The sequence below is a fragment of the Sulfuriflexus sp. genome, from assembly GCF_032250955.1.
Lineage (GTDB): Bacteria > Pseudomonadota > Gammaproteobacteria > AKS1 > AKS1 > Sulfuriflexus.
Map to the genome: position 1 here is coordinate 1 of NZ_JAVVES010000057.1, position 16,309 is coordinate 16,309.

Genomic DNA, 16,309 nt, shown 5'->3' on the forward strand with positions numbered 1-16,309 from the left:
CCAATTTCCAGAAAACTATCTCTATTGCTCCAAATTCGCTATATTTTTACCCACTAATTTTTCCGAAGAGCCAAAAATATCAATGACGCAATATAGCGTCACCATGATTATACTTATAACAGTTGTACCCGACACGGAGACACAAGCTGATCACAAGCAACGACAATAAATCACCTTGTCCGGTAGCGGCGTGAATATCCTGGTTGTCAATACCGGCAGTACGTCGGTCAAGCTTGCGGTAATGTCCATCAACGATGACAGGCCGCGTGCTATCCATACAGCACGGTATCAGGCACATGACCAGGATGTGGAGGCCATGCTGCAGGGGTTTCTATCCGGTGTTGCGCCGCCCAATGCGGTGGTACATCGCGTCGTTCATGGTGGCAGAGACCTGATTGAGAGTCGTGTAATAGATGCGGGCACTGTAAGCGCCATCGAGGCGCTGGGCAGCCTGGCACCGTTGCACAACCCGGTGGCGCTGCGCTGGATCCACGCCTGTCGTCGGCAACTGACGGCACCCCAGGTGGCGGTCTTCGATACGGCGTTCTTTAGCGCACTGCCGGATGTCGCAAGGCATTATGCGATACCACCCGAGCGGGCTGAAGAGTTTGGTGTTCGTCGTTACGGCTTTCACGGCATCGCCCATCAAGCCATGTGGCAACGCTGGTGCGAATTACGCCCCGACCTGTCCGCCGGCGGCAAGCTCATATCCATCCAGCTCGGTGGTGGCTGTTCAATCACGGCCATTCGAAATGGCGTGCCACAGGATACCTCCATGGGATTCTCCCCTGCCGAAGGCCTGGTGATGGCAACGCGCTGCGGCGACATTGATGCGGGTGCGATTTTCCACTTGATACGCAACAAGGAAATGACCGCCGAAATGGTTGAACAATTGATCAATACACAATCCGGGCTGCTCGGTCTATCCGGCAAGAGCGCCGACATGCAGGACCTGATCGACAGCCCTGCTGCCGGCCCCCGACTGGCCGTGGACATGTATTGTTACCGCCTGAAGAAATACATCAGCGCTTACCAGGCGGTATTGGGTGGCGCCGATGGCATCGTCTTCGGCGGCGGGGTTGGCGAGCACATGCCACAGGTGCGCGCTCGCACTCTTGACAATATGCAATGGTGCGGCATTGAAATAGATGCCGCTGCGAACCGTCGCGCGCAAGGCGACGAGATGCAGATCAGCGCCACCGGCAGCCGGGTAGATATCCGCGTATTGCCCGTCGACGAGGCCGCCATTCTGGTCAGTGAAGCTCGCCAGGTCCTGCAGAGAGAAAAAGGCATTTCCATATGATAAAAGGTGAACTCCGGCTTAATGCGCAGGAGACACAAAGACTGGCCGCAAAGTACCGCGAGGGTAGCCGCGTCTTTGCCGAGTGGGCAGCGGGCTATGGTGTCATTGTGCATAGCGATGCAACCCAGCAAAGAGTCCATCCCTGGCCGAACTGCTGCAGCGGTGGTCAGCCTCGGCGATCAACCGGAAATGCTATTGAATAAAGATGAATTCGGTGCGCTAATGGGCGAAGCCGGGCCGGCGGCCATTTTTGATCCGCAGTTACGACATCTCGAATGAGTAGGTAATAGCAAGGAACAAGGCATGGCCACACAAGACTCACACGAGCATCACAAAAAGCCTGCCGATGAGCTGTCGGCGCGATACTGATGTCGGCGAGCGCCTGAGAAAATGGAGAGAAACCACTTCACCACGGCTAACGGCACCCTGTCGGTTTCAATTGTGTATAAATCATGACAGCATGTCGGCTACCTGTTTTCAGGAAGGCTTGCGCCTGTCGAGAGAAGAGCAATGAGTAACACCGAGACCCGAAATGCACAGCAAGGCAAAATCGTTGCGGTGCGCGGCAATGTCATCGATGTGCAATTTACCCCGCCGTTACCACCGCGTAATCGTGAATTACGAACCGGCGAGGAGAATAATGTCGTGCTCGAAGTTCAAAGCCACTTCGATATAAATACAGTCCGCTGCATTGCCCTGAATCCTACCCGTGGCCTGAGCAGGGGCATGGCCGTTAGTGACACCGGCAGCACCCTGCAGATGCCGGTCGGGGAGGCCCTGCTTGGACGCATGTTGAATGTCTTCGGTGAAGCGGTTGACGGGGGAGAACCTGTCAGGACTGACGAGTACTGGCCGATTCACCGTCCCCTGGTGCCGCTCGCCGACCGCGCGACCAGCACCGATATTTTCGAAACCGGTATCAAGGCAATTGACCTGCTGGCCCCCATGGAGCGTGGCGGCAAGTCGGGCATGTTCGGCGGCGCCGGCGTGGGCAAGACCGTCCTGATCAACGAAATGATTAATAACATGGCCGAACAATATGCAGGCGTCAGCCTGTTTTGTGGTATCGGTGAACGCATGCGCGAAGCCGAAGAAATGTACCGCGCCATGCAGGAATCCGGCGTTCTTGAAAAAGCGGTTCTCATCTATGGCCAGATGAACGAGCCACCCGGGGCCCGCTTTCGCGTCGGTCACTCGGCACTGACCGTAGCGGAATACTTCCGCGATGTAGTCAAACGCGATGTCTTGTTGCTCATTGATAACGTCTTCCGCTTTGTGCAGTCCGGCACCGAGGTCTCGGGGCTCATGGGGCGCATTCCGTCCCGGGTAGGTTATCAACCTACGCTGGCCACCGAACTGGCAGCGCTTGAGGAGCGTATTTGCAGTACACAGACGGGCAGCATCACGTCCGTGCAGGCGATCTATGTGCCGGCCGATGACCTGACAGACCCGTCCGCCACGCATATTTTTGCGCACCTGTCAGCCTCCATTGTCCTCTCGCGCAAGCGCGCCAGCCAGGGCCTGTATCCGGCCATTGACCCCCTGCAGACAGACTCCAAGATGCTCACCCCTGGCGTGGTCGGCAAGCGGCATTACCGGGTCGCACAGACTGTGCGCAGCACGCTGGCCGAATACGAGGATCTCAAGGACATTATCTCCATGCTGGGCATGGAGGAACTTTCCCGCAACGATCGTGAGACGGTCAGTAAGGCGCGACGTATCGAACGCTTTTTGACCCAGCCGTTTTTTACTACCGAGCAGTTTACCGGCAAACAAGGCAAGCTGGTTCGTCTGGAAGAGACGATAACCGGCTGTGAAAAGATTCTGGCCGGGGACTTCGCCGAGGTCAATGAAAAGGCCCTGTATATGATCGGCAGTATTGATGAGGCCGGGTCCGAGACACAGGACGATGATACGGAACAACACGAGGATGTAACAGAAACCGATGAACAGACCTGACCCTTACAACCGTAGGGCCATGCACCTGCGCCTGTTGTTACCCACCGAGGTGCTGGTGGATGAATCCGTCACCAAGATAATCGCCGAAGCGGAAAACGGCGCCTTATGTCTGTTACCGCGACATGTTGATTTTGTCGCGGCGCTGGTGCCCGGCATCCTGACATTCAATACCGGGAAAGACGAGGAAAGGTTTGTCGGTATAGATGAAGGCGTCCTCGTGAAACGTGGCTCTGAAGTGTTCGTCTCGACACTGAACGCGGTCGAGGCGGAAAACCTCGAAGATTTACAGGCCATGATTGAAAAACAGTTTCTGGAACTGGATGAACACGAGCGTATGGCACGCACTGCGCTGGCCCGCCTGGAGGCAGGCACCTTGCGCGGGTTCCGTGAATTACAGGAAAGGACCCATGGCTGAACCGACACACAAAACCGGAAGCAAACAGGAACAACTCAGCGAGAAGGTCGGTAACCGCGCTGCGCGCAAGCAGCGTGCCCGCGAACAAAACCAGCGCTCGGCCTGGTTTGGACTCGGCATGTTCGGCCTGGTGGGCTGGTCCATTGCCATCCCTTCCCTGCTGGGTATTTTCCTGGGTCTGTGGCTGGATGCCGAATACCCTGGTCAGTATTCGTGGACACTGACATTTCTTGTTATTGGCGTCACGCTGGGCTGCCTCAATGCCTGGTACTGGGTCAAGCAGGAGAGCAGGCGTGACTGAGCCAGGCACAGACACACTGGTGCTGAACACCTTTGGCGGGCTACTCCTGCTTGGCCTGCTGTCCGACCTGGCGGGCCGTTACACCCCCCTGCCGCGGGTCACTCTCTTGTTGCTGGCGGGAACGGTTCTTTTTGAAATCAGTCGGCAGGTCATCACCCGCTGGACACTATCCCGTGTCGGCGATATCCCGAAAAAAAAGCATCGACACAAGGCTGACTCATGAACGAAACAATACTCTTTATAATATCCTTTATTAGCGGTCTGCTGCTCGGCTGGCTGTTTTTTGCAGGCCTCTGGATAACACTCAAGGATATCGGTCACACGCGCCATCCGGTGCTGCGCATACTCGGCAGCCTGTTACTACGTATGGGTCTGGTGCTTGCGGGGTTTTATGCTCTCCTCCAATGGGCAGGCTGGCCGCATCTGCTCGTGGCGACCCTCGGCTTCACCTTGCTACGCCTGGCGCTTGTACATCGCCTGCGACAGCCCGGGGCCATCTCAAGCCGGGCCAACAAGGAGTCAGCAACATGACCATCAGTCCTGACGGCATCATCTTCTGGCAATGGGGCGCGTTTGCGCTCAATGCCACTATCGTCTTCACCTGGCTGGTCATGGCACTGCTAACGCTTATTTCCTGGCTGGTGACCCGTAAGATTTCAACAACTACCGAGATTTCCCGCTGGCAAAATCTGCTGGAAGTCCTGGTCATCGGCATTCGTGATCAAATCCGGGACGTCAGTCGCCAGGAGCCTGGGCGCTACCTTGACTTTGTCGGCAGCCTGTTTCTGTTCATTGCCATGGCCAACCTGCTGAATGTTGTGCCGCGATATATGGCACCAACCGGCTCACTGTCGACGACAACTGCACTGGCCATCTGCGTGTTTGTGGCCGTCCCCGTTTATGGCATTGTCTATGAAGGTCCCATGACCTACCTGATACACTATGTCAGGCCAACATGGCTCATGTTGCCTTTCAATATCATTGGCGAGATCTCGCGCACGATCGCCCTGGCCGTGCGCCTCTACGGCAACATCATGAGCGGCACGGTGATCGTCGCCATACTGCTCAGTCTAACCCCGTATTTTTTCCCCGTGGTCATGGAACTGCTGGGGCTGCTGACCGGCATGATCCAGGCCTACATCTTCGCCATACTGGCCATGGTATATATCGCTTCGGCGACATCGGCCCATCAACGTATTGCAAAAACGAACAATCAAAACCAACCACCCGCTGACGAAAAAGGAGAAGCGCATGGATAACATTTCATTAATCGGTATGGCGTCCGTCATCACCGCCGGGCTGACTATCGCCATCGGCTCCATCGGGCCTGCACTGGGGGAAGGGCGCGCCCTCGCCCAGGCGCTCAGTGCCATCGCCCAGCAACCCGATGAGGCCGGCACCATTACGCGCACCCTGTTCGTGGGTCTGGCCATGATCGAATCCACGGCCATTTACTGTTTCGTTATCTCCATGATCCTGATCTTTGCCAATCCGTTCTGGGATCATTTCACGGCAGCCGCAGGAGGTTAAGCGATGCAAATTGACTGGATCACGGTAACGGCACAGATCGTCAATTTCCTGATCCTCGTCTGGCTGTTGAGGCATTTTCTGTATCAGCCCGTTATACGCGCCATGGATCGACGTGAACAGCGCATTGCCGAACGATTGCATACCGCAGAAGACCGCGAACAGGAAGCGGCTGAAAAAGCCGGGCATTATGCAGAGAAAACCCATGAGCTCGAACAACGACGTGAAGAAATCATGTCCAAGGCAGCAGAAGAAGCCGAGCAACAAAAGAAACAGATGCTGGATGAGGCCCGTGACAGCGTGGCCGAAACGCGCAAGCGCTGGCAGCGCCAGGCCGAGCAGGAGAAAGAAGAGTTTTTCAGCCAACTGCGCCAGCAGACGGCTGATGCCGTTCAGGCGATTGCACGCAAGGTCCTGACTGACCTGGCCGATGCAGAGCTGGAAGAACGTGTCATTCATAAATTCATCGAGCAGCTAAAGGCCATGGACAAGGAGACCTGCAAGGCACTAACACAAACGCAGGAACCGTTAAGTATTCATAGTGCCTTCAAACTTGATTCCGGCGTGCGCGGCAGACTGACCCGTTTCATCCATGAACATCTCGCCGCTGATCTCAAGGTTGAATATTCCACAAAGCCGGAGCTGCTCTGCGGCATCCAGCTGGTCAGCAACAATCAGCAAGCAGGCTGGAGTCTGCATACGTATCTGGATGACCTGAGCGAACGTATTGACAAAGTCGTCAGCTCCGCGCGATCGGACAGGCAAGAAGAGGCTTAGGCGAGTGTTACAGGAATTACTCGACGAGACCATGACCTCGCTGCGCTCGGCGGTCGATGCCGCATCGCCACGTATACAGCTGCACGAGACCGGCACGGTACTGCACGTCGGCGGAGGCATCGCCCGCCTCAAGGGCTTACCCGGAATCACATCAGATGAGCTGATACAGTTTCCGGACAAGGTACTGGGCATCGCGATCAATCTTGAACCAAATGAGATCGGCGTGATGTTGCTCGGCGACAGTAACAAGCTAAGCGCCGGTATCGAGGTCAGTGCCACCGGCCGCGAGGCAGACACACCAGTGGGTGAGGGGCTGCTCGGCCGGGTGCTCGATGCGACCGGACGGGCACTGGACCATGGCAAACCACTGCAATTCAGTGAACGCTGGCCGATTGAGCGCCCGGCCCCGGCCATTATTGACCGCGCCCCGGTCACGGTACCGTTGGAGACCGGCATCAAGGCTATTGACGCATTGATTCCCATCGGCCGCGGTCAGCGCGAACTCATCGTCGGCGACCGCCAGACCGGCAAGAGTTCCGTGGCAGTTGACACGATTATTAACCAGCGTGGCAAGGGCGTGATCTGTATCTATTGCGCGATTGGCCAGCGGGGCACGGCCGTCGCCAGGGTGGTGGAGAATCTGCGCAATAACCAGGCACTCGAACATACCATCGTCGTGGTCGCTTCAGATGAAGACCCGCCCGGATTGCGCTTCATCACCCCCTATGCCGCGACCAGCATGGCCGAGTACTTCATGGAACAGGGGCAGGATACCCTCATCGTCTATGATGATCTTACCCGTCATGCACGGGCCTATCGCGAATTGTCGCTCCTCTTGCGTCGACCCCCGGGACGGGAGGCCTATCCGGGCGACATTTTTTATATCCATTCCCGCCTGTTGGAGCGAGCCACGCATCTGCATGACAAACGTGGTGGTGGCTCGATGACGGCACTCCCGATTATCGAGACCCAGGCCCAGGATATCTCTGCCTATATCCCGACCAACCTCATCTCGATTACTGACGGCCAGATCTATCTTTCGCCCAGCCTGTTTCACAAAGGCCTGCTGCCGGCGATAGATGTCGGCAAATCAGTCTCGCGGGTCGGTGGTAAAACCCAATACCCGGCGTTCCGCAGCGTCGCCGGGGATCTGCGACTTGCCTACTCCCAGTTCGAGGAACTGGAATCCTTCGCCCGTTTCGCCACACGCCTGGATAAGGAAACCCGCGCCACCATCGAACACGGTCGACGTGTACGCGAAGTGCTCAAGCAGAGTGAGCACCATCCTTTGCGCGCCAGCGAGCAGATGGCGATATTGAAGGCGGTAAACGCCGGGCGCCTTGACGATTTTCCGCTGGACATCATTGCTGATGTCGAGGCCGCCATACAACAGCGGGTTGTCGAGGCACTGCCGGAGCTCTGTGAACAAATGGAGGCCGGTGAAAAGCTTGACGATACCCAGTGGCAACAGGTACTCGATGTTATAGATAAGGTCTTATCTGAGTGGCCGCGGGAAGTACGGGAATAATACCCATGGAGTCCCTCGAGGAATTACATAAGCAACTGAACAGCCTTGGCGAGTTACGCACCATCGTCAAGACCATGAGGGCATTGTCAGCAGCCAGCATCCGTCAATATGAACAGGCGGTCAGTGCATTGTCAGGCTATTATCAGACCGTGGAGCGCGGCTTGCACGTGGTGCTGAAGGACATGGAGATGCCACTGGCAACAGGACGACATCCACATCATCCACCCCGGCTTGCCGCCATTGTCTTCGGCTCCGATCACGGCCTTTGCGGGCGCTTCAATGAAGAGATAACCGAATATGCCATACAACGCATGGCCTCGACGGCAGCCGATCCCCAAAACCGTTTACTGCTCGCCGTTGGCACACGGGTGGCCGCCAGCCTGGAGCATGCGGGCCAGTCCATCGAGGAAGACTTTCTGGTGCCCGGTTCCGCAAACCAGATAACAGTGACCGTGCAACAGATCCTGCTCAAAATCGATGAATGGCGCGAACAGTCAGACGTGCATTATGTCTACCTGTTTTATAATCGCCATTCCGGAGGGCAAGGCTATCGACCCACAGGTATCGAACTACTGCCGGTGAACCTGCGACGGTTTCATCGCCTCGAAGAAGAGCCATGGCCTTCACGGAGCCTGCCGACTTTCAGCATGAACCGTGAAAGACTGCTCAGCCACCTGCTGCATCAGTATCTGTTTGTCTCGGTCTTCCGCGCCTGTGCCGAATCCCAGGCCAGCGAGCACAGCAGCCGCCTGGCTGCCATGCAATCGGCACAACGCAACCTTGATGAACGCCTGGATGAAGTCACCATGACCTTCCGTCGCGCCAGGCAAAATGTCATCACCTCCGAATTACTGGATGTGGTGTCAGGCTTCGAGGCACTCACGAGCGATAAGGATTAAGCTTTCCCGGTACATTCCGGTAATGACGAGGGCGTAAAATGCCGACGTTGATAAATTTCAATGTCATTCTCTGCGCAATCACTAGGGTAGTGCCTGTTTACAATATTGACCGCCAACAATACTGTATGCAGGAGCCTACATGCCCAACAAGAAAACCACGACAAATGCCGGCATACCGGCAGAGAGTGATGAACATTCGTTGACCGTCGGCCCGGATGGGCCGGTGCTGTTACAGGACCATTACCTGATTGAAAAAATGGCCCAGTTCAATCGTGAACGGGTCCCGGAGCGCGTCGTGCACGCCAAGGGTGGTGGTGCCTTCGGCACCTTCGAGGTCAGCCAGGATGTCAGTCAGTATACCCGGGCTGCCTTGTTCCAGCCGGGTGTGAGCACCGAGATGCTGGCGCGTTTTTCTACGGTAGCCGGTGAGCTGGGCAGCCCGGATACCTGGCGTGACCCGCGCGGCTTCGCCCTGAAATTCTATACCAGTGAAGGCAATTTTGACCTGGTGGGTAATAACACGCCGGTCTTCTTTGTGCGCGATCCCATGAAGTTTCAGGACTTTATCCGTTCCCAGAAACGTCGTGCCGATACCCATTTACGCGATCATGACATGCAATGGGACTTCTGGACCCTGAGCCCGGAGTCCGCGCATATGGTGACCTGGCTGATGGGCGACCGCGGCCTGCCCAAAACCTGGCGCAACATGAACGGTTATTCCTCCCACACTTACATGTGGATCAATGCCGCTGGCGAACAGTTCTGGGTCAAGTACCATTTCAAGACCAACCAGGGTATCGACTTCTATACCCAACAGGATGGTGATGACATGGCCGCCATTGATACCGACTGTCATATCCGCGATCTGTACGAACACATTGCCAAAGGCGATTACCCGAGCTGGACACTCATGGTCCAGATCATGCCCTATGAAGATGCCGAGACCTATCGCTTTAACCCCTTCGACCTGACCAAGGTGTGGCCACATGGTGATTATCCACTCAGGGAAGTCGGTACACTGACTCTCAACCGCAACCCGGAAAACTACCATACCGATATCGAACTGGCTGCATTCGAGCCATCTAATTTCGTAGCGGGCACCGGTCCGAGTCCCGACAAGATGTTGCTCGGCCGTCTGTTCTCTTATCCAGACACCCATCGCTATCGTATCGGCCCCAACTATATGGACCTGCCGGTCAATCGGCCCAGGGCAACCACCCGTAACGCCTATGCCAAGGACGGTCCCATGCGCTACGACAATCCTGGCGATCCGGTCTATGCGCCTAATTCATATAACGGTCCCCATGCGGCAGAGCCGGAGCATATCGCCAGCTGGGAGGTCGAGGGCAGCATGACGCGCGCGGCGGCAACACTGCACCCTGAAGATGATGATTGGGGGCAGGCCGGCACGATGGTGCGCGAGGTGCTCGACGATGCCGCGAGGCAACGACTCGTAAACAACATCGCCGGCCATCTGCTCAAGGGAGTATCTGAAAAGGTGCTGCTGCGGGCGTTCGAGTACTGGCGGAATGTCGACAAGGACCTGGGCGACCGTGTTGAGAAAACAGTAAGAGAACAGCAGGCAGACTAGACACACACCTGGACTGCGACCATTGAGGGTCTGCCAGCAGGCGTTCATTATGTTTATTAATAAGGAGTCCGACAATATGCAAACGAATATGGGCAAGGCTGATCGTACAATCCGCATCCTCATCGCCATTGCCATTAGCGTTCTGTATTACGCAGGCATGATAAGCGGCACCACTGCTATCGTGCTGGGCATTATCGCCGCCGTCCTGGTACTCACAAGCCTCGTAGGTTTTTGTCCGGCCTATTATCCGTTCAGGATATCGACCCGCCGGAAAAAAGGCATATAAAGACAGTCCGGTTCGGCAGGCAATCCACCGGGGATCAGACCGAACCGTCTCCCGGCTTTCTTTCCACCTGCGTGCCAGTGGAACCGCACCTGGCCCAGGAGCCCGGCGATGCCAATCAGGATAAGGTAGATAGCCACGATATAGTTCAAAAGGCGCGGCATGATAAGAATCAGGATACCGGCAATGATGGATAGTACTGGACCGAGATAAAGATTCATCTGCATACAAGAAACCCTTTTTTAACATTTATCAAGCATCTGTTGATACATGCATTGCATCTGATGCAGGCGGCTTTAGCATTGAAAAATATCAAAGCCCCGGCATCAGAAATACTGCAAAGTTGAATTATTGAACGCACGCCTCCCGTTAACATACGTGCTTACTAGACGGAGCAACAGGAAGATCACCAGGCAGGCACCCTGCTTGTATTGATTGTAATCAGCCGTATTCACGCTACTGACACAGCCTGACAAGACAGGTTCTGCTTACGGATATGCTGGAAACTGTACCTTCAAAACAACCACAGGCGTCATCGGCCTGCTGGCCGGGATCGACCTGATCTTTGCCGACTGGACGATGACCATGCTGTTATTAGCTGCACGCCGTGCAGTCGGAGGTGGCTGACAATGAACAGAGAACCATTGATTCACTTGATGTGGCATGGCCAGGAAACAGTTGAGGCTATTCCGGAACTGCTGCAACAGGCAGAGCAAATCGAGATTGAGCTGCCGAGCGATTACAACCATGCCCTGTTTCGCGCCCTGAACCCGGATGCGCCGGATGCGGAACTCGAGGATATCAATGTCAGTGGCGGAGTCGAACTATTAAGTGTGGTTGCATCAATTAATGGCCTGGAAAAGCTGGCGACGCTGGTCAAATGGCTGAGTAGCGAACACACATCGATACAGGTTTATAGTCCGCCGACACTGCTGATCACCAGCCCTTCCGAACAAACCCAGGCAAAATGACTGCGTTGGGGATCCTGAAAGAAGGCCGGAATTGCTGGCGCATCGAGCATGCCAGGCGTGTGCGTTTCCTGGTCGACGGGGCTGACTATTTCCACGCCTTCCGCGAAATCGCAAAAAATGCCGAACACTCCATCTTTATTCTCGGCTGGGACATTAATAGCCAGTTCAAGCTTGAGCGGAAACCCACTGGCGATGATTTCCCTGTACGGCTGGGTGACTTTCTCAATGAACTGGCACGCCGCAAGCAGCAACTCGAAATCCATATTCTCGACTGGGATTTTTCGATGATCTATGCAGCTGGGCGTGAGTGGTTATCCACGTATAAAATGGATTGGACTACCCATAAGCATTTGCACTTCAGGCTGGACAACCACCATCCCGTGGGAGCATCACATCACCAGAAAGTCGTCGTAATCGACGATGCCGTGGCATTCGTGGGAGGGCTGGATTTTACCTTTGGCCGCTGGGATACCGCCGAGCATCGGCCTAAAGACCCGCGACGTCGTGATACCGATGCTTTCATGCCGCCGCCCTATCATGATGTGCAGATGATGGTGAGTGGCAATGTTGCCGCTGCACTTGGTGATGTGGCACGCCAGCGCTGGAACACTGCGGTGGCCAACCAGCTCGAGCCCCCCGCAGCTGACGCGGTTCATATTCCCTGGCCAGAAGACATCGCTGCCGATCTTGAAGATATATCTGTGGCTATTGTCCGCACCTATCCGGAATACGGTACCCGGAAAGCGGTACATGAAGTTCAACAGCTTATCCTCGATGCTATTGCCGCTGCACGCAAGACCATCTATATCGAAAACCAGTATTTCACCGCAGACGAGCCGGGGAAGGCACTGGCAAAACGGCTTAATGATGCTGATGGGCCGGAGGTTGTCATTATCGTGCCGCAACAAAGCGATGGCTGGTTGTCGCAAAATACAATGGACGTCCTGCGTGAACGGCTGATCAAGCGTCTTTATGCCACCAGGCATCATCACAGGCTACGTATTTATGCACCGCATATGCCCGGCATGGGCAATGAATGCATCAATGTGCATGCAAAAGTGCTCATCATTGATGACGAACTGGTAAAAATAGGCTCCGCCAATTTCAATAACCGTTCAATGGGCCTCGATACGGAATGCGACCTGGCCATCGAGGCCCGGGGTGAAACCAGAATCCGGCAAGCTATTACTAGCTTGCGTAATCGCTTGCTCGCAGAGCATCTTGATGTATCCATATCCACGCTGGAGACTGCTATCGCAGGGCAGCGTTCCCTGATTGGGGCTATCGAGTCGCTGCGCAGCACGGGACGAACACTTGCGCCGCTCCCGCTGCTGGTCTCCGAGCAGCAGGATGCACTGTTGCCGCAGTCATCCATAGCGGACCCGGAACAGCCGATTGATTCTGATTATCTTTCCCGCTATCTAATCCATGATGAAGACACGCCACATATCAAACGCACTGTCATTGCGCTGCTGTCGGTGCTTTTTTTCGCACTCCTGCTCGCCGCCAGCTGGCGCTGGACTTCGCTGGGCGAATGGCTACATATAACAGAACTGCTCGACAACCTGTCAGAGCTGCGCGGCAGCTGGCTGGCACCTGCCATTGTCTCGCTTGTGTACATCATTGGTGGTCTGTTTGTCTTTCCGGTCACGCTGATGATCATCGCCACGGGGGTTACCTTCGGCGCCTTTTACGGTTTCTTCTATTCGCTACTGGGCGCAGGGCTTAGCGCTGTCGTTTGTTATATTATCGGTCAATACCTTGGACATGACACCATACTTCGTTTATCCCACCGCTGGGTGGCACGCGTCAGCAGGCGCATGGCAGAACAAGGCATACTGTCCACCATCACCCTGCGCATCATTCCAATCGCGCCGTTCACGGTTATCAACCTGATCGCCGGCGCCTCGCATATTCGCTTTCGGGACTTTGTTATCGGTACCCTGTTGGGCATGGCGCCGGGGACCCTCGCACTGACGGTTTTCTCCGATCAGCTGGTTGCTGTCATCCAGACACCGGAAGCAACCAGAATCGTTATTCTGCTCACCTTGCTGGTCGTGATGGGTGCTGGTTTCTGGACACTGAAATGCTGGTTACTCAAACGCCAAAAATCGCGTCAGCGACGACATTAAACCGGTTGCCCTGGACAAGATGTGCATCCATATTTTCGCGCATGCATAGATTGCGATATTTCAATGCTCCTGATAATGAAGGATGATTTTATTAATTGTAGCAACTGATAACTTTTCCTTTACACAAAGAGCAGGGAGGAGCGATGATGAAAAAATCACTCGATATAATCGGGCAATTGCGGGAGAAGTTGATAGAGAATGGTGTCAGCAGGGATGATCTGGATCGGTTCGACAGTGTGACCTCGCGCCGACAGTTTCTGACCCGGATGGGCGGTGGAGGCACCGCACTGGCACTACTCGGTATGGGCGCCGGCACCGAGGTGGCATTGAGAGGCCTGTTCGGTCGCGGCATGATACCGGCAGCCTGGGCACAAGAAGCGGAAAACAACGAAAAAATCGAGGGCAAGCCTGACATGGTTATTCACAATCACCGACCGGTGAATGGTGAATTTGCCCCACACCTGCTCAATGATGATATCACACCGATCGAACGTCACTTTGTGCGCAACAATGGCCTCGTACCCGAGCGGGCAGTGAAACAGGACTCGCAAGGCTGGGCGCTCACCGTTGATGGCGAGGTGCACAAGACCCTGAAGCTGAGTCTGGATGACCTTATGCAGATGCCGTCCGTTACTTACCAGGCCTGTATCGAGTGCGGCGGCAACGGCCGGGCGACGTTTGATCCCCCTGTGCGTGGTAACCCCTGGGATCGGGGAGCAATAGGCTGCAGTGAATGGACCGGTGTGCGCATGCGCGACGTACTCGAACATGCGGGACTCAAGGATAGTGCGGTGTATACCGGGCACTATGGCGAGGATCCCCCACTCGGCTCCGCCCCACCCTTCTCACGTGGCATTCCTGTCGACAAGGCCATGGAAGAACATACCCTGATTGCCTATAAAATGAACGGCAAACCCATACATCCCCAGAACGGCTATCCCGTACGCATCGTCGTACCCGGTTGGGTCGGCAGTGCCTCGGAAAAGTGGCTGACACGCATCTGGATTCGCGACAAGGTACATGATGCCCACAAGATGACCGGCTACTCCTACCGGAATCCCGAATATCCGGTAGTGCCCGGGACTCGTCCGCCCGAGGAGGTCATGAAAATCCTCACCGCCTGGCAGATCAAGTCACTCATCACCCGTCCAGCGGCGGAAACGAAGGCCGCTGTCGGCGACAAGATTGCCGTGCGTGGTCACGCCTGGGCCGGGGAAAACTCGGTCGACAAGGTACTTATCTCCACCGACTACGGTATTACCTGGAAGGAGGCCAGTCTCACCCAGCCGGCTAACAAATATGCCTGGTACCACTTTGACTCCGAGGTGAGCTTTGACGGTAAAGGCTACTACGAGATCTGGGCCCGCGCCTTTGACCAGAAAGGCGATGCACAACCATTCCGTCAACCATGGAACCCAAAGGGATATTTAGGCAATGTTATTCATCGAGTCCCGGTACTCATTGATGTATAAAAAGTATCTGCCCTGGCACAGGTGCCAGGGCAGTAAGCGGTTAATATCCAGCAACACCTCCAGGCGGTACCTTGCAGTTATGCTCTTGATGCCTGGATTGATGCTACACATGCCACTTGCCACAAGCGGCAGCATCGTGCCGTCAGAGACAGAGACTGAACCCACCACTGAAGCAAAGAGTAGTAGTACAGGGCAAGACGAGAACAAGGCCGCAGCAGAGAAGCGTAACGGGACTGATGGCAAGACTGAAAATGGGGAAGTCAAACCCGCGTCCAGGAACGGTCCTGGCCCGAAAGCATTGTTCGAGATGCACTGTGCGGCATGTCACAGTCTGGAATTGCCACGCTCACAGCGGTTGGATCGAAATACCTGGCGCTGGGTGATGGACGATATGGTCAATGAATTCGGCGCGACCTGGATCACTGAAGACCAGCAACGTGTCATTATCGATTACCTGGTTGAAAACCATGGACCAGAGAAATAACCAGGATTCACCAATATCACATTGCCGAGGCCAGACGCAGCTTGTCCGGTCCATGGCCACCAGGAATGATCACTGCATCAATATCATCAACCTGTATCTCATCTGCTGCATACCGAACTTCAACCTGGCTCGTGCCGAGTTTGTCATGAACGCTCGCGCCCTTCTCCGTGCCGACGACAATGACTTCGTGCCCCGCATTGCGCATGCGGTTGTACGGAGTCTGGAACTCAGAGTCTTCGTAACCCTCTCCTGCCAGCATGGCGATTCTGGCCATTTTATATCTCCTTCACTGTAGCTATCGTGATTCTGAAAGGATCGATTATTCTGTCTTAATCACAAACCTCTTGTCCTCTTCCCGGCATTACCTTTTTATAGATACTAAAGAATTGTCCACAGGACTTGTCATTATTATCATAATAAAGCGCCTGCAGGCTGAAATCGGCCGGTGGCTGCAGCACATCGCCGCCGAGCAGCGTATCGTATTCTGTCCCGCCCAGGAGACGATGTACCTGTGTCAGATAGATGCAGTCAAGGACGCCTGCGCGCAGAAGAGTGTCCAGAACACCCGGCCCGGCAATAGAATAAATTTTGTGGCTCTTCACCAAATCAAGTGGGTAGGTTACCGTAGAAGCCATGAGAGACAAAGAATTATACGCGCAGATATTAG

At 55.2% G+C, this 16,309-nt stretch carries 19 protein-coding genes and 2 pseudogenes; 18 read left to right on the top strand and 3 right to left on the bottom strand.

What is annotated here, in order from left to right; all coding sequences use genetic code 11:
• Positions 1-190: 190 nt before the first annotated feature.
• The 14 genes from RQ738_RS10405 to RQ738_RS10470 all read left to right on the top strand — a co-directional run bounded on the left by RQ738_RS10405 (position 191) and on the right by RQ738_RS10470 (position 10,586).
• Complete coding sequence (locus tag RQ738_RS10405; RefSeq protein ID WP_314165096.1) at positions 191-1,303, top strand: acetate/propionate family kinase; 1,113 nt, start codon at positions 191-193, stop codon at positions 1,301-1,303.
• A 117-nt stretch (positions 1,304-1,420) separates the two neighbouring features.
• A complete protein-coding gene (locus RQ738_RS10410) occupies positions 1,421-1,582 on the top strand; it encodes a hypothetical protein (protein WP_314165097.1) in 162 nt (53 codons plus the stop codon).
• 231 nt (positions 1,583-1,813) lie between these two features.
• Positions 1,814-3,262 (top strand): F0F1 ATP synthase subunit beta, encoded by a 1,449-nt coding sequence (gene atpD / locus RQ738_RS10415; protein ID WP_314165099.1) that lies wholly within the window; start codon positions 1,814-1,816, stop codon positions 3,260-3,262.
• On the top strand, positions 3,249-3,677 hold the full coding sequence (locus RQ738_RS10420) for a F0F1 ATP synthase subunit epsilon (RefSeq protein WP_314165101.1): 429 nt from the start codon (positions 3,249-3,251) through the stop codon (positions 3,675-3,677). Before atpD ends, RQ738_RS10420 begins: the two co-directional genes overlap by 14 nt.
• Positions 3,670-3,978: an AtpZ/AtpI family protein gene (locus tag RQ738_RS10425; RefSeq protein ID WP_314165103.1), complete on the top strand. Its 309-nt coding sequence runs from the start codon at positions 3,670-3,672 to the stop codon at positions 3,976-3,978. The genes RQ738_RS10420 and RQ738_RS10425 overlap by 8 nt, the downstream gene beginning before the upstream one ends.
• Positions 3,971-4,201: a hypothetical protein gene (locus RQ738_RS10430; protein WP_314165104.1), complete on the top strand. Its 231-nt coding sequence runs from the start codon at positions 3,971-3,973 to the stop codon at positions 4,199-4,201. Before RQ738_RS10425 ends, RQ738_RS10430 begins: the two co-directional genes overlap by 8 nt.
• Positions 4,198-4,509 carry an ATP synthase subunit I gene (locus tag RQ738_RS10435; RefSeq protein ID WP_314165106.1) on the top strand — a complete coding sequence of 104 codons (312 nt, stop codon included), beginning with the start codon at positions 4,198-4,200 and terminating at the stop codon, positions 4,507-4,509. The genes RQ738_RS10430 and RQ738_RS10435 overlap by 4 nt, the downstream gene beginning before the upstream one ends.
• On the top strand, positions 4,506-5,237 hold the full coding sequence (locus tag RQ738_RS10440; RefSeq protein ID WP_314165108.1) for a F0F1 ATP synthase subunit A: 732 nt from the start codon (positions 4,506-4,508) through the stop codon (positions 5,235-5,237). The genes RQ738_RS10435 and RQ738_RS10440 overlap by 4 nt, the downstream gene beginning before the upstream one ends.
• A complete protein-coding gene (locus RQ738_RS10445) occupies positions 5,230-5,508 on the top strand; it encodes a F0F1 ATP synthase subunit C (RefSeq protein WP_314165110.1) in 279 nt (92 codons plus the stop codon). Before RQ738_RS10440 ends, RQ738_RS10445 begins: the two co-directional genes overlap by 8 nt.
• A gap of 3 nt (positions 5,509-5,511) precedes the next feature.
• Complete coding sequence (atpF, locus tag RQ738_RS10450) at positions 5,512-6,282, top strand: F0F1 ATP synthase subunit B (RefSeq protein ID WP_314165112.1); 771 nt, start codon at positions 5,512-5,514, stop codon at positions 6,280-6,282.
• Between the two features lie 4 nt (positions 6,283-6,286).
• Positions 6,287-7,810: an alternate F1F0 ATPase, F1 subunit alpha gene (locus RQ738_RS10455; protein ID WP_314165114.1), complete on the top strand. Its 1,524-nt coding sequence runs from the start codon at positions 6,287-6,289 to the stop codon at positions 7,808-7,810.
• A gap of 5 nt (positions 7,811-7,815) precedes the next feature.
• On the top strand, positions 7,816-8,709 hold the full coding sequence (locus tag RQ738_RS10460; protein ID WP_314165116.1) for a F0F1 ATP synthase subunit gamma: 894 nt from the start codon (positions 7,816-7,818) through the stop codon (positions 8,707-8,709).
• Positions 8,710-8,848: 139 nt separating this feature from the next.
• A complete protein-coding gene (locus tag RQ738_RS10465) occupies positions 8,849-10,300 on the top strand; it encodes a catalase (protein WP_314165117.1) in 1,452 nt (483 codons plus the stop codon).
• Positions 10,301-10,349: 49 nt separating this feature from the next.
• Positions 10,350-10,586, top strand: coding sequence for a DUF2892 domain-containing protein (locus RQ738_RS10470; protein ID WP_314165119.1), 237 nt, complete (start codon positions 10,350-10,352; stop codon positions 10,584-10,586).
• Between the two features lie 86 nt (positions 10,587-10,672).
• Here the strand turns inward: RQ738_RS10470 and RQ738_RS10475 are convergent.
• A pseudogene (locus RQ738_RS10475) lies at positions 10,673-10,804 on the bottom strand (DUF3096 domain-containing protein); the annotation flags it as partial.
• A gap of 408 nt (positions 10,805-11,212) precedes the next feature.
• On the opposite strand from RQ738_RS10475, the gene RQ738_RS10480 reads away from it, so the two are divergent.
• The 4 genes from RQ738_RS10480 (at position 11,213) to RQ738_RS10495 (ending at position 15,642) form a co-directional block, all read left to right on the top strand.
• The gene (locus RQ738_RS10480) at positions 11,213-11,554 is read left to right on the top strand and encodes a hypothetical protein (RefSeq protein ID WP_314165120.1); all 342 of its coding nucleotides are present in this window, start codon (positions 11,213-11,215) and stop codon (positions 11,552-11,554) included.
• Positions 11,551-13,686, top strand: a complete 2,136-nt coding sequence (locus RQ738_RS10485; RefSeq protein WP_314165122.1) for a VTT domain-containing protein — start codon at positions 11,551-11,553, stop codon at positions 13,684-13,686. Before RQ738_RS10480 ends, RQ738_RS10485 begins: the two co-directional genes overlap by 4 nt.
• A 143-nt stretch (positions 13,687-13,829) precedes the next feature.
• Positions 13,830-15,158, top strand: coding sequence for a sulfite oxidase (locus RQ738_RS10490; protein WP_314165123.1), 1,329 nt, complete (start codon positions 13,830-13,832; stop codon positions 15,156-15,158).
• A gap of 109 nt (positions 15,159-15,267) precedes the next feature.
• Positions 15,268-15,642 (top strand): hypothetical protein, encoded by a 375-nt coding sequence (locus RQ738_RS10495; protein ID WP_314165125.1) that lies wholly within the window; start codon positions 15,268-15,270, stop codon positions 15,640-15,642.
• A gap of 16 nt (positions 15,643-15,658) precedes the next feature.
• Here the strand turns inward: RQ738_RS10495 and RQ738_RS10500 are convergent, their stop codons facing one another.
• The gene (locus RQ738_RS10500; RefSeq protein WP_314165126.1) at positions 15,659-15,916 is read right to left on the bottom strand and encodes a DJ-1/PfpI family protein; all 258 of its coding nucleotides are present in this window, start codon (positions 15,914-15,916) and stop codon (positions 15,659-15,661) included.
• Positions 15,917-15,971: 55 nt separating this feature from the next.
• Positions 15,972-16,309, bottom strand: a pseudogene (locus RQ738_RS10505) (hypothetical protein); the annotation flags it as partial.